Source organism: Sphingobacterium detergens, from assembly GCF_003610355.1.
GTDB lineage: Bacteria > Bacteroidota > Bacteroidia > Sphingobacteriales > Sphingobacteriaceae > Sphingobacterium > Sphingobacterium detergens.
The window spans coordinates 414,344-430,157 of sequence record NZ_RAPY01000001.1 but is presented as its reverse complement, the minus strand read 5'-3'; the positions used below and the strand labels follow the sequence as shown (position 1 = coordinate 430,157).

Genomic DNA, 15,814 nt, shown 5'->3' with positions numbered 1-15,814 from the left:
TATCAAAATTACTGCCCAGCATTGGCTAATCACACTACCATATTTTAGCGATACCGTTGGTGGTAATCTGCAATCAGATTTTTAAGTTCATTGAAATCAACAGACAATTGATCGGCCGTCACGGCTATTCCATTACTAATAACAAATTGTTGCAACTGCGATGAAAGGTTTTGAATATGATCTTCTGGATTCTGTAATTTCACAGAGACAAATGGAGCACGATGAGCAACTCCCTCCGATACAGACTGCACTGCAGTCCATTTTATTAAGCCAATCGCTTTCCCCAGGGGTGTTCCCTTAAAATGGATACCATCTGCATTCAAAATAAGACCTGTTCGGTCTTTATCAAACATACTCTTTGTACCGGAAATTAAACCATAACAACCAAGGCAGCCCATCATAAACATCAATGTACCAAAGGTTATATTTATTCTTTGAGCTACAAAGAAAATGTAATAAGCAAAGGTCAACGTCGCGACAGTAAACACAATACCGAACACGATTAATTTCAGGCGCTTTTTGCTGTCAAATTCTATAATAGTCTCATTCATATATCTGTTTTTTCAACTTGTTTACAGGTCACGATCTCCTTATTGGGCTTTTCACTAAATCCATTGACCGTATCTTTCAACTTTGATCTATCTGAAGGAAAACGGCTCATCTCGGTATTATGACTAATTTATTGACCAATTAATGAAGCATCCGAACCAGCAAACCAAATAAAGAGAATAATCAGCCACTGCATAGCGATGCAGATCCAGAAAGGCTTATTGTTGGCCTCAGTCAGCATTTCCAATACATCGATGAATTTGGACTTTACAATATCGTAGAAGTTGTTATTGTTGTCGAGATCTAAGCTGTCAAAGCTTATTTTGTTCAGACCAAATACGACAATACGTTTGATCCATGGATTTTCAATCTTTGTGTTTTTCACTTCGTTGATCAATTTGAGTTTCGCAAAAGTATAATCCCCCGCATTCTGAATAAGATCAGGCTGGTTGGATTGAAAAACAAGTAACACCTTGTCCAAAACAGGAATAATTAAATCATCCTGCCGCTCTTCAACAACTTTACTGGCAACAGTCGAGAAAACATATTTATTGCTAAATAGGAAAAGCAAGATCGGCAACAAGATCAACCCAATCAACCACAGGAACTTTCCAACGGTCTGTATAGACCCGGTCATTGAAAAGAAGGCGCCATCGACATTGCTCCTGAGCAGAAAGTATCCGACTATGAGGTACAATACTGTTGACAGGATAGCCAACAAATAGCACTTAAATAAGGTTTTTGTCCCTAGAATAGTTAATTTTTTAATATAGGCCAAATGTGTATTCATAAAGTTGTCATATAATTTATAATACTAAATTAAAACTATTCCCTTCAAATTTATAAGCCAACTCCAATTCGCCTGGAACCATTTTAAATTCGCTACAATTTCGCGTCTATTCGCATTTCCGCGATCTGCATTTGGGTAAAATAGAATAAGGTCCAAATTCATTAAGAACTTGGACCTTATCCATTCATTAAACTGAGATTCCAAAATTTTATCTGGTCATATATGCCAATATTTGTTTATTGGATAGCCGCTCAGCTGGTGCTTTGAGACTATTAACTCTTTTTTTTCTCAAGATCTGTAATCGCAGTCCACAAAACACCGGCTTCTCCCCTGAAACTAGCTGACCCCTGTGGTTTGTTGTCTGGTGTATACCACTCATAAAAACCTTTATTTTTAAGTACACGATCTAACATTGGTTCAAGTGCCTCACAGGCTTCATCAATAAGACCATAACGGATCAATTGTGAGATCATACGTCCACCAAACCAGGTCCAGTCACCGCCATTCTGGTAGGAATATGGTCCCATACCGCCGTTTTTAAAGAAGCCCTGTGGATATACCGGATAAATTGTCAATCCTATGGTTGCCGCATTTGCTTTCTTGACGTTCTCCTGCATCTTTCTATACGCCACTTTTACCTCAGCCTTACTGAGCAATCCCGCTTCTATCGCCACAGCTGTTCCGCCGTGATAGTAGATTTCGGACTCATTGAATGAATCTGGAAAAGGCGAACCGTTCAGATAAATATGTGGTATAAATTTCTCATTCTTTTTATCCCAAAGGTGCTTACGGACATTCTTCGCAATCTTGTCTTTAATATCCTTCCAATGTTTCTGTTCAGCCTTGCTCAGGTCTGCAATCTCCAGAAAATCATTAATGGCAATGATAAACATCGCATTATCATATATGTCAAGTGTCAGGTGGGAATTTTCATCCAAAACAACCCCCCAGTCGTGTTCCGGCTGGACATCACCCCAATCGACAGTTGTCGCTCCCCATAATAATCCATATTTTTCATTATATCGTTTGGTCAATAAAAAATCCATTGCCCGCTCAAGCCCCTTTTGTACAGAAAATCCACCAATCTTATTATTCAAAATACTTTTATCTCCTGTACTTCTGACGTATTTTGCCACTGCTTGGATCAATGAAGTTTCCTGATCAGTCTCCACCGTATTCTTATGTCCGGCATACTCCGGCGCTAATGCAGAATGATAATAATTGTAAGGAACGGCGCCTTTCTTGACGGGTACATAGCCATCCAGAATACCACCATCAGGCTGTTGAAACTGAAAAAAAGTAAGCAAATGCTTTTTTATTAACTCTTTATCATTAACTGTACTGGCAACGGTGACAAAAGTATTCAGGTCTCTTATCCAGACTTCACCATAGCCATCACCTGCCGTAAAGCCTTTTTTAACCAATTGCTCCGCCATTGTTTTGACAACATCCGCTTTGGGTTTAATTTCAACTCTTCCTGTGTTCTTCACGGCTTTCACATCCTGTCCATAGCTGCTCCTACTCCCGGTAAAAGCACATAGACCTACTAGCACTAACATTTTTACATTCATTTGTATCTGATAATTTATAATTGATTTAAATTTTTTATTTATTCCTATTTTTGGTATATACATTCAGTTCCCCTATCGTGGCAAAACTATTTCCAGCACCTTGATGCAACGGAAATACAGCAGCATGATCTTCCCTTCCTACTTCCCCTCCCATTTTAATTGTCAAACGAGTAGACAAAACTATACACGATTGTATATATTCACGATCAAAAAACAAACGGCGAAATAATCCCATTCTAATATAAGAAATGATACTTCAGCGCTTAATTCTGGCTGGGTTTAACTTGGTTTTCATAAAACAAATTTTAATTTGTATATACATAATTACTCATTAAAGTTTTAATTTCAAATTTTTCTTCTGTTTTTAAACAGAAAAACTCAAGCAAGCTTTTAGACAAAATAACACGTATAGAGCTAAAAACAAGTACATTAATGTAAAAAGCAGTTGTTAACAAGATAAATTCAAATCAATCTCGCTTCTTATTAGCTATTCTATGGGCATTATGTAAAAAATTAATTGTATACACATATATGATATTTATAGCTGCTAGTCTCTTTTTAATCTTAAAAACAGACTAGACATTGGTCAGTTTAACCAGATCATCTTTTCCTGAAGTACAGCGAATTTCAAAAAAAAACAAAAAACACTTGCGTAGTTAAACGGCAACATATAAATTTGTAGTCAAATAACTTCACAATGAATTTAAGACGAGATGTTTTTCAAGCTATTGCGGATCCAACCAGAAGAGCCATACTTCTTCTTCTGGCTTCACAAGCGATGACTGCAGGGGCTATTGCCGCAAACTTTAATACCGCAAGGCCAACGGTTTCTAAGCACCTGCAGATTCTAAGCGAATGTGAGCTGCTAAAATCTGAGCAAAATGGCCGTGAAATTTACTATCAGCTCAATCCATCAAAATTGAAAGAAATAGCTGATTTTATTGAACCGTTCCGCGACATGTGGGATGTGCGATTTAACAAATTGGAAGAAATTATGAAAAACTATAAAGACAAATAAGATGGAAAAGAAAACAAAAATCCATGCTGAAGAGGGTAAACAGGAGATTTTGATCACCAGAGAATTTGACTTACCACTAACACTCTTATTCAAAGCATATGAACAACCTGAAATCTTTGAACAATGGATGGGAACCAAGGTTTTAAAATGGGAAAATAGAAAGCATGGCTCTTATGCCTTCGAAACCTCCCATGACAATCGTGTTGTATTTAAAGCGAACGGAACGATACACGAATTTATCCCCAATGAGAAAATCACACGAACATTCGAAATGGAAGACAGCCCCTTCCCTGTGCAATTGGAATATCTGAGCTTCGAAAAGATAACCGATAATAGCAGCAAACTTCTCATGCATATTGTATTTCAATCTGTGGGCTCCCGCGATCAGCTTCTTCAAATGCCCTTTGCTCAAGGTATCAATATCGCACATAACAGGCTTCAGGAAATCGCAACCAAACTTATCTAACCCTCCATTATCTAAACCAAAATAGAATGATAAACCTAAAAGCAGAACAGTTCTTCGAGAATACCAAAAGATGGAACGAAGAATTCAATTTACTACGGGAAATTGTCCTAGAAAACCAATCGCTCGTAGAGGATTACAAATGGATGCACCCATGTTATACCTTTGAAGGAAAAAATGTTGTCTTGATCCACGGTTTTAAAGATTACTGTGCCTTATTATTTCACAAAGGCGTCCTATTGAAGGATACGGCGCAATTATTAATTCAACAGACTGAAAACGTCCAATCAGGCAGACAGCTCAGATTTACACATATCGGACAAATTGCAAACCTCAGGGAGACAATCGCAAATTATATCCAGGAGGCTGTAGCAATTGAAAAGTCCGGTGCTAAAGTCAACATGCGAAAAACGGAAGACTACCCCGTTCCCGAAGAATTCACGAAAGCCTTAAATGAGGATAAGGACTTGCAACATGCATTTCTATCGCTAACTCCCGGTCGTCAAAAAGGATATCTATTTTATTTCAACCAGGCAAAACAGGCAAAAACACGTGAAGCAAGGATTGAAAAATATTATCAGCATATTCTGGATGGAAAAGGCATAGATGACTAAGAGAATGAAAAAAGCTGGAGTCAATGCAGACGCAACCTGGACTTTTGGCAGTCACGGCACGAATATGACTGGAATTTGGTAGCTTTGTTATGCAACATTGAACAGAGCCTAAACCAGCATCTGTACTGTTGATGCATTACGCGGAATTACATAGCACACACAAGGAGAATATACATGAATAAAAAACTATTTTTGTTTATCTGTGGCTTACTACCATTTATAACACAAGCCCAGCAAAAAATCGACAACAAAACTCGCCCAAACATTATCTTTATCTTAACTGACGACTTCACTGCGCAAGCTTGGGGTGTTTATGGCGGAATTTTAAAAGATATTGTAAAGAATCCAAACATTGATAGCCTTGTCAAACAAGGTGCGATACTCAATAACGCATTCTGTACAAATTCCATCTGCACACCCAGCCGGGCAGCCATTCTTACAGGGCAATATAGTAACAAAAACCAAGTTTACACGCTCGATGATGCACTGGATCCAAACCGAGCGAATATCGCCAAAGACCTACAGCATGCGGGCTATCAAACGGCTGTTTTTGGGAAATGGCATCTTAAAAAGAAACCTTCAGGATTTGATGATTTTAAAGTATTGCCGGGACATGGTGTTTACCACAATCCAACATATCTTTCCAAAGACAACTGGAATGACAATGAAGAGGCTGGCACACCATACAAAGGTTATGTAGATGATATTACAACACAGCTGAGCCTAGACTGGTTGACCCAGCGCAACCCTGACAAGCCATTCTTTTTGATGTGCCATTACAAAGCAACCCATGAGCCTTTTGACTTCGCAGATAGATTCAAGGACTTGTATCAGGGTATTGAATTCCCCTATCCGGCAACTTTTCTGGATTCTGGTGCAACGACAACCGGAAGGTCCTTTGAAGGCCAGCCGCTCGAAGAGCTCGGTAACCGTTACGAACAAGCCTCCACAGGTCCCTTCTGGACCTCCTACCCCGATCTCCCCTTCTCCACCAAAGGCATGAGTGCCCTCGACGCCCGCAAAAAGATCTATCAAAAACTTATGAAGGATTATTTACGTTGTGTCGCAGGTGTCGATGATAATCTCGGAAAAATTATGCGCTATCTGAAAACAGCTAAAATTGACGAAAACACGGTGATCATCCTTGCATCCGATCAAGGTTATTTTCTTGGGGAACATAATTTTATGGACAAACGCCTGATGTATGAAGAATCGCTACGCATGCCATTTGTTATTCGCTACCCAAGGGAAATTAAGGCTGGTAGTAAAATTGATGATATGATCCTTAATATTGACTTTGCAGCGCTTTTTGCTGACTATGCTGGCATTAAAAAACCTGCGTATATACAGGGAGAGAGTTTTCGTAAAAACCTAGCGGGTGACACGCCAAACAATTGGCGTACATCTATGTACTACCGATATTGGCAACATGCTCCTATACGCCCGGCTCATCTTGGTGTACGTGACGAACGCTACAAGCTCATCTATTTTTATGGCCAACCACTGGAAATGACCGGCAGTGATAAAAAAACTACAGCGCCAGCTTGGGAATTCTATGACCTACAAAATGATCCTATGGAAACACATAATGCGATCAATGACAAGCAATACACAAAAGAAATTAGTCGATTAAAAAAGAAACTCATTAAACTTAAAGCCGAAGCTGGAGACAGTGATATAAGCCGTCCTTCTTTCCAGCAACAGTTGATCAATGAAAGTTTAGTCAAAAAATAACAAGGTCATGAACCAACACCGTTCGTTATTTTTTTATTGATTACCTGAAGAATCGACTATTGGAGTAGCCGATAAAAAAGTGCGGTGTCATGATGATAGATGACGCCGCACTTTTTAACATTATAGATACAATAAAGAAGTATCCTCACCGTTAGTCTAACTAGTTTTGCTCCTGAAGCTGTGGGTATTTTTGATACAACCTATTCAGAAAAAAACGTCCCATCAGCTGAAGCTTCGACTGTGTTTCAAACATACCAGAACCGGGAAATATGATACCATCAGGCATTCGTTGCACAGCACCATAATAGATGATATCAAGGCCATTTCCATTGATATCAAGATGCATTTTTTTAGGCTTTAATCCCATAATGGATCCCATACGGGTGACCTTTTCCGAATTACTGATTTGAGCAGGACGCGCATTCAATAGAGATTCATGGTCAAAAACCAAATGATCTTTGGCTTCACCATCGTCAAAAAAGACATAATGCAGTTCATTATTGCTGAGCACAAGATAGGAGGCGTTGTCACGTTCGCTATATCTCGCTTTTACCCCTACTGCCGCCCAAGCTACAGTTTTAGCTGCCGTCGCTGCCGCCGAAGCCACCTTATCACCAACTGTGGCAATGTAGGCACATTGTGTGAACGCCTCGATTGGAGCTCCATTCATTTGTTTGGTTAATTCTTGAAACTCTTGAAGCAACAGTTCATCTTTGATACCCGGAGCCAAAGCAATCCCAGCATCACCTTCATACTTCCGAGCTGTCTCTTTTTGCTTTTTCATCATCATAAGAGAGATAAAAACACAGACAACTACGATCACAGCAAAAATACCGATGTATAAAATCATATTAATTCTAATTTAGAAATGGTTAATAATTCAACAATAAATTTAGCGTCAAAAAAGAGGATACTGAAAATCATTATCCTCTTGTCGTGTTTGTTAATAACAAAAATTTTGCCAAACTAGAGTATCCGATCTGGATAGTGGATATTGTTCAACGCAGTCTGATGCATATCTACCCAAACATCATTATAAGACTGCTGTAACAACCAATTTGGGGAACTACGCATATCCGCGTCTTGATCATTGTTGTAAATCGAAGGAAACTCTGATTCCTTGGCACGGAGCAGCACCACTATTGTTCCTTTCATATGTAGTGGCAGGTCTCCCAAAATGAGATTATAAAACCCTTCTTCGACCAGCCCCGGGCTAAATCGTTCAAGGCTATCGTAACTCCTTTCCAGTTTACCAATGAGCTTTTCCAGTTCCTGCGGATAATGTCGTTCGACGTAAGACTCAAAAAGCCCTGTACCTTTATTATAAAACCCTGCTTTCATTAAGTTGAGCGCCTCATTGCGGTATACCTGCAACAGACGATCCTCATTTAGATCGGTATAGCCTCCATCCAAAGGTTTACCATCGCGACGCAAAGCCCATATCCTAAGCTCTTTGAGTCTTTCAGATTCAGTAAAACTACTTCCTTCCATACCTTAAAATTATATTAATTGCTACTATTTTAGGATAGCCTTATTGCTAATGTTCTCTTTCTTTTAGTTCAAGCTGCAGTAGAATATCCCGCTTCTTTCCTTCAATCAGTGATAAATTGCCCGCTACAAAAACACCTTTTTCTCCTGAATTTCGGCTTATTCCATATACAGTAGACTCGTCATCCGGATCTGACGCCCCCTCATAACGGAACAGATAATCAATCTTAAACTGGTCTGCATGAGCCAATAAATCATCAAATTCGATGTTGTAATCTATTTTATATCCCAAGCCGCTTAACTTTTCCAATGCCACACTAGCTGACGAGTACCCATGCATTCTTTCCATAACTAATTCTTCTTAAGTTGATCTAAATAATCCTTTTTTATTATAAAACGACCATTTACCCCCTTTTGTTTTCCTCAATTTCAAATAGTTTATTCAAAATCATATTTCTATTTTTGTAAGACGAAAACTCAATATCATATGGCAAATTTAGCAGCTCCGGCTTATCAGCATACCCCTCAACTAGCATTCCAACGTCTACTCGATGTCTTGTATACCTTAAGGCTTGAATGCCCGTGGGACAAGAAACAAACCATGGAATCTTTGCGTCACCTAACGATTGAAGAGTTATACGAGCTGACAGACGCTATCCTGGAACAGGATTACCCCGAAATAAAAAAAGAACTTGGTGACGTTCTGATGCACCTCTTATTCTATGCCCGTATTGCGGAAGAAGAAGGACATTTTAATATCGTTGATGTCCTGAATGCAATCTGTGACAAGCTAATTACCCGTCATCCGCATATCTATGCTGATGCGAGCGCAAACACGGAAGATCAAGTGAAGTCCAACTGGGAAGCCATCAAGCTTCAGGAGGGCAATAAATCTGTCCTTGCAGGTGTTCCAAAAGGGCTACCGGCTCTTGTCAAGGCCTACCGTATCCAAGATAAAGTCAGAGGTGTTGGTTTTGACTGGGAAGACAAAAGACAAGTATGGGAAAAAGTTGAAGAAGAACTCGCCGAATTTAAAACAGAATTCAATATCGAAACCACCGAAGCCATCGACCTTGAAAAAGCAGAGGCTGAATTTGGCGACCTATTATTCTCGCTCATAAATTATGCAAGGCATATTGGAATCAATCCAGAAAATGCCCTAGAACGCACCAACAAGAAATTCATCACCAGGTTCACCTATTTGGAGCAAAAGGCTGCGGAAAACAAGCAACAATTGCAGGATATGAGCCTTGAAGAAATGGATGTTTATTGGAATGAAGCAAAAAAACTAAAAAAATAACGACAATCCATTAAAAGGCACCGGAGTCACGGAATTTAATTCTACTTTGTCAAATTTATCCGTAAATTCGCAGGAATATGGAAACAGTTGTTAGTGGTATCAGAAGTACCGGAAAATTACATTTAGGAAATTACTATGGCGCATTGAGCAATTTTGTGAAAATGCAAAATGAATATAATTGCTTTTTTTTTATTGCGGATCTGCATTCTTTGACGACACACCCTACACCACATGGTCTTCAGGGCACTGTACGTCAAGTTATCGTTGAATATCTAGCTGCGGGTATAGATCCCGAAAAATCAACTATTTACGTACAGTCTGACGTCCCCGAAGTTGCTGAGCTTTACTTGTATATGAACATGAACGCTTACTTAGGCGAACTTGAGCGCGCTACAGCATTTAAAGATAAAGTACGTAGCAACCCAGATAATGTCAACGCGGGCTTGCTAACCTACCCTGTGTTAATGGCTTGCGACATTCTGATCCACCACGGAACTAAAGTTCCTGTTGGAAAAGACCAGGAACAACATCTGGAAATGACACGGACATTTGGTAATCGCTTTAATCGTCTATATAATGTAGATTATTTTAAAGAAGCTTTTGCTTTCTCCTACTCGGACAAATTGGTTAAAATACCGGGATTGGCAGGTCAAGGTAAAATGGGTAAATCCAATGGTGAGGCTGATTGCATCTATCTTTCGGATTCTGCTGATGCTATTCGTAAAAAAGTAATGCGCGCAGTTTCTGATTCAGGTCCAACTGAAATGAACCAACCCAAACCCGAAGCGATCCAGAATCTATTCGATCTAATGAAAGTGGTTTCAACAGCCGATACATTACAACACTTTGACGAGCTTTACAATAAATGTGAGATCCGTTATGGAGATTTCAAAAAGCAGTTGGCAGAAGATATGGTATTGGCTACAAATGATGTACGTCTTCGTATTGAAGATATATCGAACGATGATGATTATATTGCGAAAGTGGCAAAATTGGGAGCCGAGAAAGCCAGTGAGTCTGCACGCAAGACATTGAAAGAAGTTCGTGAAATTATTGGTATCAAGAGATTTTATTAAACAAGGAAAGAGAATATGCATATTGCTATCGTAGGAAATATAGGTGCTGGAAAAACGACGCTAACGGAATTATTGGCGAGTCATTTCAAATTTGAACCTCAATTTGAGGCCGTGGACAATAATCCCTATCTAGAAGATTTTTATTCAGACATGAAACGTTGGGCCTTCAACCTTCAGATCTTCTTCTTAAATAGCCGTTTTAGGCATATTGTAAAGCTTCAGGAGACTGACATTAATATGATTCAGGATCGTACAATCTATGAAGATGCCTATATCTTTGCCGAAAACTTATATGATATGGGTTTAATGAGTGCTCGTGACTTTGAAAACTATAGCAACATATTCCAAAGTATTATTCATTACATTAAACCTCCGGATCTATTGATCTACTTAAAAGCTTCTGTTCCCACTTTGGTTAATAATATCCAAAAAAGAGGCCGTGATTATGAATCGGCCATCCGATTAGATTATTTATCTAAATTGAATGATAAATATGACAAATGGATCAACAATTACAAGGAGGGTAAAGTAATGATCTTAGATAAAGATAATCTTGATTTTACAACTAATCCAGAGGATCTTGGTGGAATCATACAAAAGATAGAAGCCGAATTATTCGGATTATTTGAATAACAATACATAACAGATAGATAAAAGCCTGTAAATTGATAATTTTACAGGCTTTTTATTAAATAGAAATTCACAAAGTATCATGAAATTTTTAGGCATTATTCCTGCTCGATATGCTTCAAGCAGATTTCCGGGCAAACCTTTGGTTGATATTGAAGGCCAGACCATGATTCGACGGGTATACGAGCAGGTAAAGAAATCAAAAAAATTGACCGAAGTAATTGTCGCGACCGATGACCAACGTATAGCAACAGAAGTGCTCTCCTTTGGCGGCAATGTAGCCATGACATCCGATACACATCAGTCCGGTACAGACCGTTGTGCTGAAGTCATTGCCAATGATCAGGCATATGATGTTGTGATCAATATCCAGGGCGATGAACCTTTTATCAATCCTGATCAAATAGATCTTTTGGCAACTTGTTTTGAAAATCCGCAAACAAAAATTGCAACCTTAGTAAAAGAAATCGGGACTCCAGAGGAATTATTCAATCAGAATATTCCAAAAGTTGTCCGAAACACATTTGGCGAAGCAATTTATTTCAGCAGACAAACGATTCCTTTTTTAAGAGGAGTTGATCAGGAACAATGGCTTAAGAAACAAACATTCTACAAACATATTGGTATTTATGCCTATCAAGTGGATACTTTAAGAGCCTTGACGCAATTGCCCGTATCTATACTTGAGGAAGCTGAAGCGCTCGAACAATTACGTTGGATAGAAAATGGCTACGCAATCCAAACGGCAGTTACCACGCATGAAACTGTAGCAGTCGATACGAAAGAAGATCTCAATAAAATTTTAAAACTATTTTTTAATAAATAGACACTTACCGGTGTTCGGTGTAATATAAAGACCGGACACCGTCCAGTAATTTCTTCTTGTCTAATTTATCCAATTCCTTAATCCGTTGTGTTGTCGATAGCAATTCATCCAACTGCAATTTAGTACTCACACCTACCACAGCTGTTGCTACTGCGGGACTGGATAGCACATAGGATAGCGCTTCAGTCGCCCTACCTTCTCCTGATTTTTTTGTCCTATTATCCAGATTGCGAAGTATATGCGCGACTTCTCCAGAACTATATTGAAGATAAGGTTCCACAGGCTTATTCACCAAGAGTCCTTTTGCTAATGCTCCTCGTGCCAGCATACTGGCACCATTGTTAGCCAATAATGTATCGATCTCCTCCTCTGGTCTCCTATCCAAAACACTATATTGCATCATCACTGACGCAATAGAAGATTTTGATAGAAATGTCTTAATGACATTTGGACGAATAGACGATAGCCCGTAGGTACGGATCTTTCCTTGTTTCTTCAGTAATTCAAAAGCTTCAATGATTTCGTCAATTGGATCATCAATTGTACCACCATGCAATTGATAAAGATCAATATAATCTGTTTTCAATCGTGATAACGATCCTTCAATGGTTCTGATGATATAATCTTTCGACGCTTTCCAGTCCCAGCCCGAACCGTCAGCCCGCCAGAGATTACCGACTTTACTGGCCAAAACAATTTGCTTGCGAAAAGCCTGTACGCTTTCACCAACAACGGTCTCATTTTGACCTTTGTCATAGAGATCAGCGGTATCAAAAAATGTGATTCCCTTATCGAAAGCCTTTTGGATAATATCTTTGGATTGTTTGGGTTGATTGCTTTTTAACGACATACAACCCAAACCAATTTCCGAAACCATTAGACCACTTTCGCCTAATCTACGTTGTTCCATCCGTATTAAAATCGAGCAATTCTACTTCAAACACCAGCGTGCTATTTGCAGGAATATCATTGCCTTTTGCCTGCCCGCCATAGGCCAGTCGGCTTGGTATAAAAAATTTATATTTAGCCCCCTTAGACATTAATGGAATACCGATCTGCCATCCTTTGATCACTTGTCCCAACGATAGTTTTAATGGCTCATTGCGATCATAGGAACTATCAAATTGTTTACCGTTTAATAAAGTTCCTTTATAATGCACAGTAACTTCATCATTTACAGTAGGCTTCGCTCCTTCTGTCTGGGTCAAAATAAGGTATTGAATACCCTCAGCCGTTGTTTTCATTCCCGCTATTTTCGCATTTTCAGCGAAGAATTTATCTTCTTGGGCACGACTTACGGCTTCTTTTTCAGCGCGTATATCCATAATGGCTTTTTGGATGACTTCTCTTGTTTGTCCATCTTCCAATAAGGTTTTCTCATTTTTCAAGGTGGCAGCAATCGCTTTCGCGATAACATCAGCTTTTAAATATTCTACTTCAGTAGATTTTAATGACTTTCCAATATCCATACCGAATGCATAGGATACAGAATCCGCTTTGGTTACCAACAGATTTGCTGAGTTTGTTTTTGTTGTCACTGTTTTTTTCTTGACCGAACTGGTCTTTTTTTTCTGCTGAGCAAATCCAGTTACGGTAGTCAGAGACAATAGGGCTAATGCGATGTACTTCATGTTTTATTTAACGGTGCTTTTGCACAATTTCTTCAATAATTTCCTGTGTTATATTAGGGTAATCAACTTCAACCCTTGATTTACTGTTGAGCCAAGCCTCAATGGCCAGCATATTTTTCTGTTTTAAACTGGATATCACTGGTACCCCCATTTCTTCCAGTGATGCAGCATTTAAATGCTGTTCATACTGATTTTTCATCGGGACAACCAATAGTTTCTTTTTCAAATATAACGCTTCTGCGGGGGTTTCAAAACCCGCACCGCATAAAACTCCGGAGGAAGAAGCCATACTTTCAATAAAAGCCTGATTATTGATCGGTTTTATGGTCACATTCTTCATCTCAAAAGGTCGGGAATTGTGCTTACTGAATACATCCCATTTCACGTCTGGAAACTTCATTAAGTGTTTCAACAGATGCGCATCATCATAAGCGGGCAAATAAACGGTGTAATGCCCTTGGTCAGTAACAGTCAGATCACGGACAGCATTACGGATAACTGGGGGAAAAATATTCTTGGCGTATCTTTTAAAATGGAAGCCATATGAATGTGTTGCAGGCGCATAATTTTTCATAATAAACTTACCTAACATATCACTTTCTTCCGGTTTAGGGCTCGCAGGGTCCAAAGCCCCGATCTGATGACTTAGTCCAATGCATTCCAGATCCTTGGAGTGACAGGCCCATGCTGAAATCGGCTCAAAATCATTGATAACCAAATCGTATCCTTCGATTGGCAGACTTTTGATCTCGTTGGTAAATTTACGAATGGTTGAACTCATAAAAGTTTTCCATAAATCTACGCCTCCCGATTTTCCGAAAATAAAGCTTAAACCATGAAAACGATACTTTACTTCAAAAGGTAGGGAGAGATCTGCCTGAATTCCACTGACCAAAACATCCACTTCTCCCAAAGCTTTCAAACAGGGAACAATGTCCATGGCACGACTCAGATGTCCATTGCCAGTCCCTTGTACGGCGTACAATATCTTCATAACGACTGTATTTGTGTCGGCAAATTAATGAATTTTAACGACTATCAATATTATTTTATTGTTTAGTTATATTAAGAAAAGATAAATTAATACAATGAATCTATAGAGTTAACACGGTTTTTCTTCTATTTTACGTATATTTAGTATTAACAATTATTTAATAACCAATTTACTATGACAAAGTCTCCTCTCCTTTGGATACTTTCCATTGTTGCACTGTTTACATTTAACTCATGGGGATTTTTTGCGCATAAAAAAATCAACCATTACGCGGTCTTTGCACTCCCCGCAAAGTTGGCCAAATTTTACAAGACCAATATTGACCTTATTACAGAGAAAGCTATAGATCCGGATAAGCGTTGTTTTATTGACAGTACTGAAGGGCCACGGCACTTTATTGATATTGAAGATTACCGTGAAGATAGGCAGATCGACTCAATACCTATACATTGGTCTCAAGCAAAGGATAAATTCCAGGAACGACAACTACTTAAAAACGGAATTATCCCCTGGCAAATTAACTTTACCTATCTAAAGCTTGTTAAAGCCTTTCAATCCAAGGATTATAATAAAATCGTCAAACATTCAGCAGATTTAGGTCATTATATCGCAGATGCCCATGTCCCCTTGCATACGACCAAAAATTATAATGGCCAATTAACTGGTCAGATCGGCATTCATGCTTTTTGGGAAAGCCGTCTACCCGAAATGTTCGCCGGCAAGTATAACCTACTTGTTGGAAAAGCCAATTATATTGTGGATCCCTTAAATGAAGCCTGGAATATCGTTCGCGAAAGCAATCAACTCGTCGATTCTGTACTCCGTATTGAATCGCTTCTCAACAAACAGTTTAAAGCCTCTCAAAAAAACTCATTTATCGAACGGAACAATCAATTGTTATGGACCTATTCTGACAATTATGCTAAAGCCTATCATCATGCATTAAATGGGATGGTGGAACGGAGAATGCGTAAAACAGTTCTTCGGGTAGCCTCCTACTGGTACTCGGCCTGGCTTGAGTCTGGTCAACCTAACCTTTCTAGCACCACCAAAATCAAAATTGACAATAAACAGGATAGCATTACTACAAACGGTAAAAAGCCTATCGGCCGCGAGGAATGGATGTAAGC

Annotated in this window: 18 protein-coding genes; 9 read left to right on the top strand and 9 right to left on the bottom strand. The window is 39.0% G+C overall.

Features of this window, described 5'->3' with window-relative positions; translation table 11 throughout:
- Positions 1 to 44: 44 nt before the first annotated feature.
- From DFQ12_RS01830 to DFQ12_RS01820, 3 genes are all read right to left on the bottom strand, one after another.
- Complete coding sequence (locus DFQ12_RS01830) at positions 45 to 551, bottom strand: STM3941 family protein (protein WP_120257326.1); 507 nt, start codon at positions 549 to 551, stop codon at positions 45 to 47.
- A 128-nt stretch (positions 552 to 679) separates the two neighbouring features.
- A complete protein-coding gene (locus DFQ12_RS01825; protein ID WP_120257325.1) occupies positions 680 to 1,339 on the bottom strand; it encodes a hypothetical protein in 660 nt (219 codons plus the stop codon).
- A 272-nt stretch (positions 1,340 to 1,611) separates the two neighbouring features.
- Entirely contained in the window at positions 1,612 to 2,898 is a 1,287-nt protein-coding gene (locus DFQ12_RS01820) for a GH36-type glycosyl hydrolase domain-containing protein (protein WP_244211655.1), read from the bottom strand.
- Between the two features lie 709 nt (positions 2,899 to 3,607).
- On the opposite strand from DFQ12_RS01820, the gene DFQ12_RS01815 reads away from it, so the two are divergent.
- From DFQ12_RS01815 to DFQ12_RS01800, 4 genes are all read left to right on the top strand, one after another.
- Positions 3,608 to 3,928 (top strand): ArsR/SmtB family transcription factor, encoded by a 321-nt coding sequence (locus DFQ12_RS01815; protein ID WP_120257324.1) that lies wholly within the window; start codon positions 3,608 to 3,610, stop codon positions 3,926 to 3,928.
- A gap of 1 nt (position 3,929) precedes the next feature.
- Complete coding sequence (locus DFQ12_RS01810; protein ID WP_120257323.1) at positions 3,930 to 4,394, top strand: SRPBCC domain-containing protein; 465 nt, start codon at positions 3,930 to 3,932, stop codon at positions 4,392 to 4,394.
- A gap of 26 nt (positions 4,395 to 4,420) precedes the next feature.
- Positions 4,421 to 5,005 (top strand): YdeI/OmpD-associated family protein, encoded by a 585-nt coding sequence (locus DFQ12_RS01805; RefSeq protein ID WP_120257322.1) that lies wholly within the window; start codon positions 4,421 to 4,423, stop codon positions 5,003 to 5,005.
- A 174-nt stretch (positions 5,006 to 5,179) separates the two neighbouring features.
- Positions 5,180 to 6,739, top strand: a complete 1,560-nt coding sequence (locus DFQ12_RS01800; protein ID WP_120257321.1) for a sulfatase family protein — start codon at positions 5,180 to 5,182, stop codon at positions 6,737 to 6,739.
- Between the two features lie 160 nt (positions 6,740 to 6,899).
- On the opposite strand, the gene DFQ12_RS01795 is transcribed toward DFQ12_RS01800, so the two are convergent.
- From DFQ12_RS01795 to DFQ12_RS01785, 3 genes are all read right to left on the bottom strand, one after another.
- Positions 6,900 to 7,589, bottom strand: coding sequence for a hypothetical protein (locus tag DFQ12_RS01795; RefSeq protein WP_120257320.1), 690 nt, complete (start codon positions 7,587 to 7,589; stop codon positions 6,900 to 6,902).
- Positions 7,590 to 7,705: 116 nt separating this feature from the next.
- Positions 7,706 to 8,230 carry a hypothetical protein gene (locus DFQ12_RS01790; RefSeq protein ID WP_120257319.1) on the bottom strand — a complete coding sequence of 175 codons (525 nt, stop codon included), beginning with the start codon at positions 8,228 to 8,230 and terminating at the stop codon, positions 7,706 to 7,708.
- A 46-nt stretch (positions 8,231 to 8,276) separates the two neighbouring features.
- Positions 8,277 to 8,576, bottom strand: coding sequence for a hypothetical protein (locus DFQ12_RS01785; RefSeq protein WP_120257318.1), 300 nt, complete (start codon positions 8,574 to 8,576; stop codon positions 8,277 to 8,279).
- Positions 8,577 to 8,714: 138 nt separating this feature from the next.
- Between DFQ12_RS01785 and mazG the strand changes: the two genes are divergently transcribed.
- The 4 genes from mazG to kdsB all read left to right on the top strand — a co-directional run bounded on the left by mazG (position 8,715) and on the right by kdsB (position 12,059).
- Positions 8,715 to 9,527, top strand: a complete 813-nt coding sequence (mazG, locus tag DFQ12_RS01780; RefSeq protein WP_120257317.1) for a nucleoside triphosphate pyrophosphohydrolase — start codon at positions 8,715 to 8,717, stop codon at positions 9,525 to 9,527.
- A 77-nt stretch (positions 9,528 to 9,604) separates the two neighbouring features.
- Entirely contained in the window at positions 9,605 to 10,603 is a 999-nt protein-coding gene (gene trpS, locus DFQ12_RS01775) for a tryptophan--tRNA ligase (RefSeq protein WP_120257316.1), read from the top strand.
- Positions 10,604 to 10,618: 15 nt separating this feature from the next.
- The gene (locus DFQ12_RS01770; RefSeq protein ID WP_120257315.1) at positions 10,619 to 11,236 is read left to right on the top strand and encodes a deoxynucleoside kinase; all 618 of its coding nucleotides are present in this window, start codon (positions 10,619 to 10,621) and stop codon (positions 11,234 to 11,236) included.
- A gap of 79 nt (positions 11,237 to 11,315) precedes the next feature.
- Positions 11,316 to 12,059 (top strand): 3-deoxy-manno-octulosonate cytidylyltransferase, encoded by a 744-nt coding sequence (kdsB, locus tag DFQ12_RS01765; RefSeq protein WP_120257314.1) that lies wholly within the window; start codon positions 11,316 to 11,318, stop codon positions 12,057 to 12,059.
- A gap of 4 nt (positions 12,060 to 12,063) precedes the next feature.
- Here kdsB and DFQ12_RS01760 read toward each other — a convergent pair whose 3' ends face one another.
- From DFQ12_RS01760 to DFQ12_RS01750, 3 genes are read right to left on the bottom strand one after another with little or no spacing between them, the layout of a single operon-like run.
- A complete protein-coding gene (locus DFQ12_RS01760) occupies positions 12,064 to 12,969 on the bottom strand; it encodes an aldo/keto reductase (RefSeq protein ID WP_120257313.1) in 906 nt (301 codons plus the stop codon).
- Positions 12,956 to 13,690, bottom strand: coding sequence for an FKBP-type peptidyl-prolyl cis-trans isomerase (locus tag DFQ12_RS01755; RefSeq protein WP_120257312.1), 735 nt, complete (start codon positions 13,688 to 13,690; stop codon positions 12,956 to 12,958). Before DFQ12_RS01755 ends, DFQ12_RS01760 begins: the two co-directional genes overlap by 14 nt.
- A 7-nt stretch (positions 13,691 to 13,697) precedes the next feature.
- Positions 13,698 to 14,684: a glycosyltransferase family protein gene (locus tag DFQ12_RS01750; RefSeq protein ID WP_120257311.1), complete on the bottom strand. Its 987-nt coding sequence runs from the start codon at positions 14,682 to 14,684 to the stop codon at positions 13,698 to 13,700.
- Between the two features lie 174 nt (positions 14,685 to 14,858).
- Here DFQ12_RS01750 and DFQ12_RS01745 point away from each other — a divergent pair, with 174 nt between their 5' ends.
- Positions 14,859 to 15,812 (top strand): zinc dependent phospholipase C family protein, encoded by a 954-nt coding sequence (locus DFQ12_RS01745; protein WP_120257310.1) that lies wholly within the window; start codon positions 14,859 to 14,861, stop codon positions 15,810 to 15,812.
- Positions 15,813 to 15,814 lie beyond the last annotated feature (2 nt).

Coding starts and splice junctions, on each gene's coding strand:
- DFQ12_RS01830 (WP_120257326.1), bottom strand. CDS start 551: ATGAATGAGACTATTATAGAATTTGACAGCAAAAAGCGCCTGAAATTA.
- DFQ12_RS01825 (WP_120257325.1), bottom strand. CDS start 1,339: ATGAATACACATTTGGCCTATATTAAAAAATTAACTATTCTAGGGACA.
- DFQ12_RS01820 (WP_244211655.1), bottom strand. CDS start 2,898: ATGTTAGTGCTAGTAGGTCTATGTGCTTTTACCGGGAGTAGGAGCAGC.
- DFQ12_RS01815 (WP_120257324.1), top strand. CDS start 3,608: ATGAATTTAAGACGAGATGTTTTTCAAGCTATTGCGGATCCAACCAGA.
- DFQ12_RS01810 (WP_120257323.1), top strand. CDS start 3,930: ATGGAAAAGAAAACAAAAATCCATGCTGAAGAGGGTAAACAGGAGATT.
- DFQ12_RS01805 (WP_120257322.1), top strand. CDS start 4,421: ATGATAAACCTAAAAGCAGAACAGTTCTTCGAGAATACCAAAAGATGG.
- DFQ12_RS01800 (WP_120257321.1), top strand. CDS start 5,180: ATGAATAAAAAACTATTTTTGTTTATCTGTGGCTTACTACCATTTATA.
- DFQ12_RS01795 (WP_120257320.1), bottom strand. CDS start 7,589: ATGATTTTATACATCGGTATTTTTGCTGTGATCGTAGTTGTCTGTGTT.
- DFQ12_RS01790 (WP_120257319.1), bottom strand. CDS start 8,230: ATGGAAGGAAGTAGTTTTACTGAATCTGAAAGACTCAAAGAGCTTAGG.
- DFQ12_RS01785 (WP_120257318.1), bottom strand. CDS start 8,576: ATGGAAAGAATGCATGGGTACTCGTCAGCTAGTGTGGCATTGGAAAAG.
- mazG (WP_120257317.1), top strand. CDS start 8,715: ATGGCAAATTTAGCAGCTCCGGCTTATCAGCATACCCCTCAACTAGCA.
- trpS (WP_120257316.1), top strand. CDS start 9,605: ATGGAAACAGTTGTTAGTGGTATCAGAAGTACCGGAAAATTACATTTA.
- DFQ12_RS01770 (WP_120257315.1), top strand. CDS start 10,619: ATGCATATTGCTATCGTAGGAAATATAGGTGCTGGAAAAACGACGCTA.
- kdsB (WP_120257314.1), top strand. CDS start 11,316: ATGAAATTTTTAGGCATTATTCCTGCTCGATATGCTTCAAGCAGATTT.
- DFQ12_RS01760 (WP_120257313.1), bottom strand. CDS start 12,969: ATGGAACAACGTAGATTAGGCGAAAGTGGTCTAATGGTTTCGGAAATT.
- DFQ12_RS01755 (WP_120257312.1), bottom strand. CDS start 13,690: ATGAAGTACATCGCATTAGCCCTATTGTCTCTGACTACCGTAACTGGA.
- DFQ12_RS01750 (WP_120257311.1), bottom strand. CDS start 14,684: ATGAAGATATTGTACGCCGTACAAGGGACTGGCAATGGACATCTGAGT.
- DFQ12_RS01745 (WP_120257310.1), top strand. CDS start 14,859: ATGACAAAGTCTCCTCTCCTTTGGATACTTTCCATTGTTGCACTGTTT.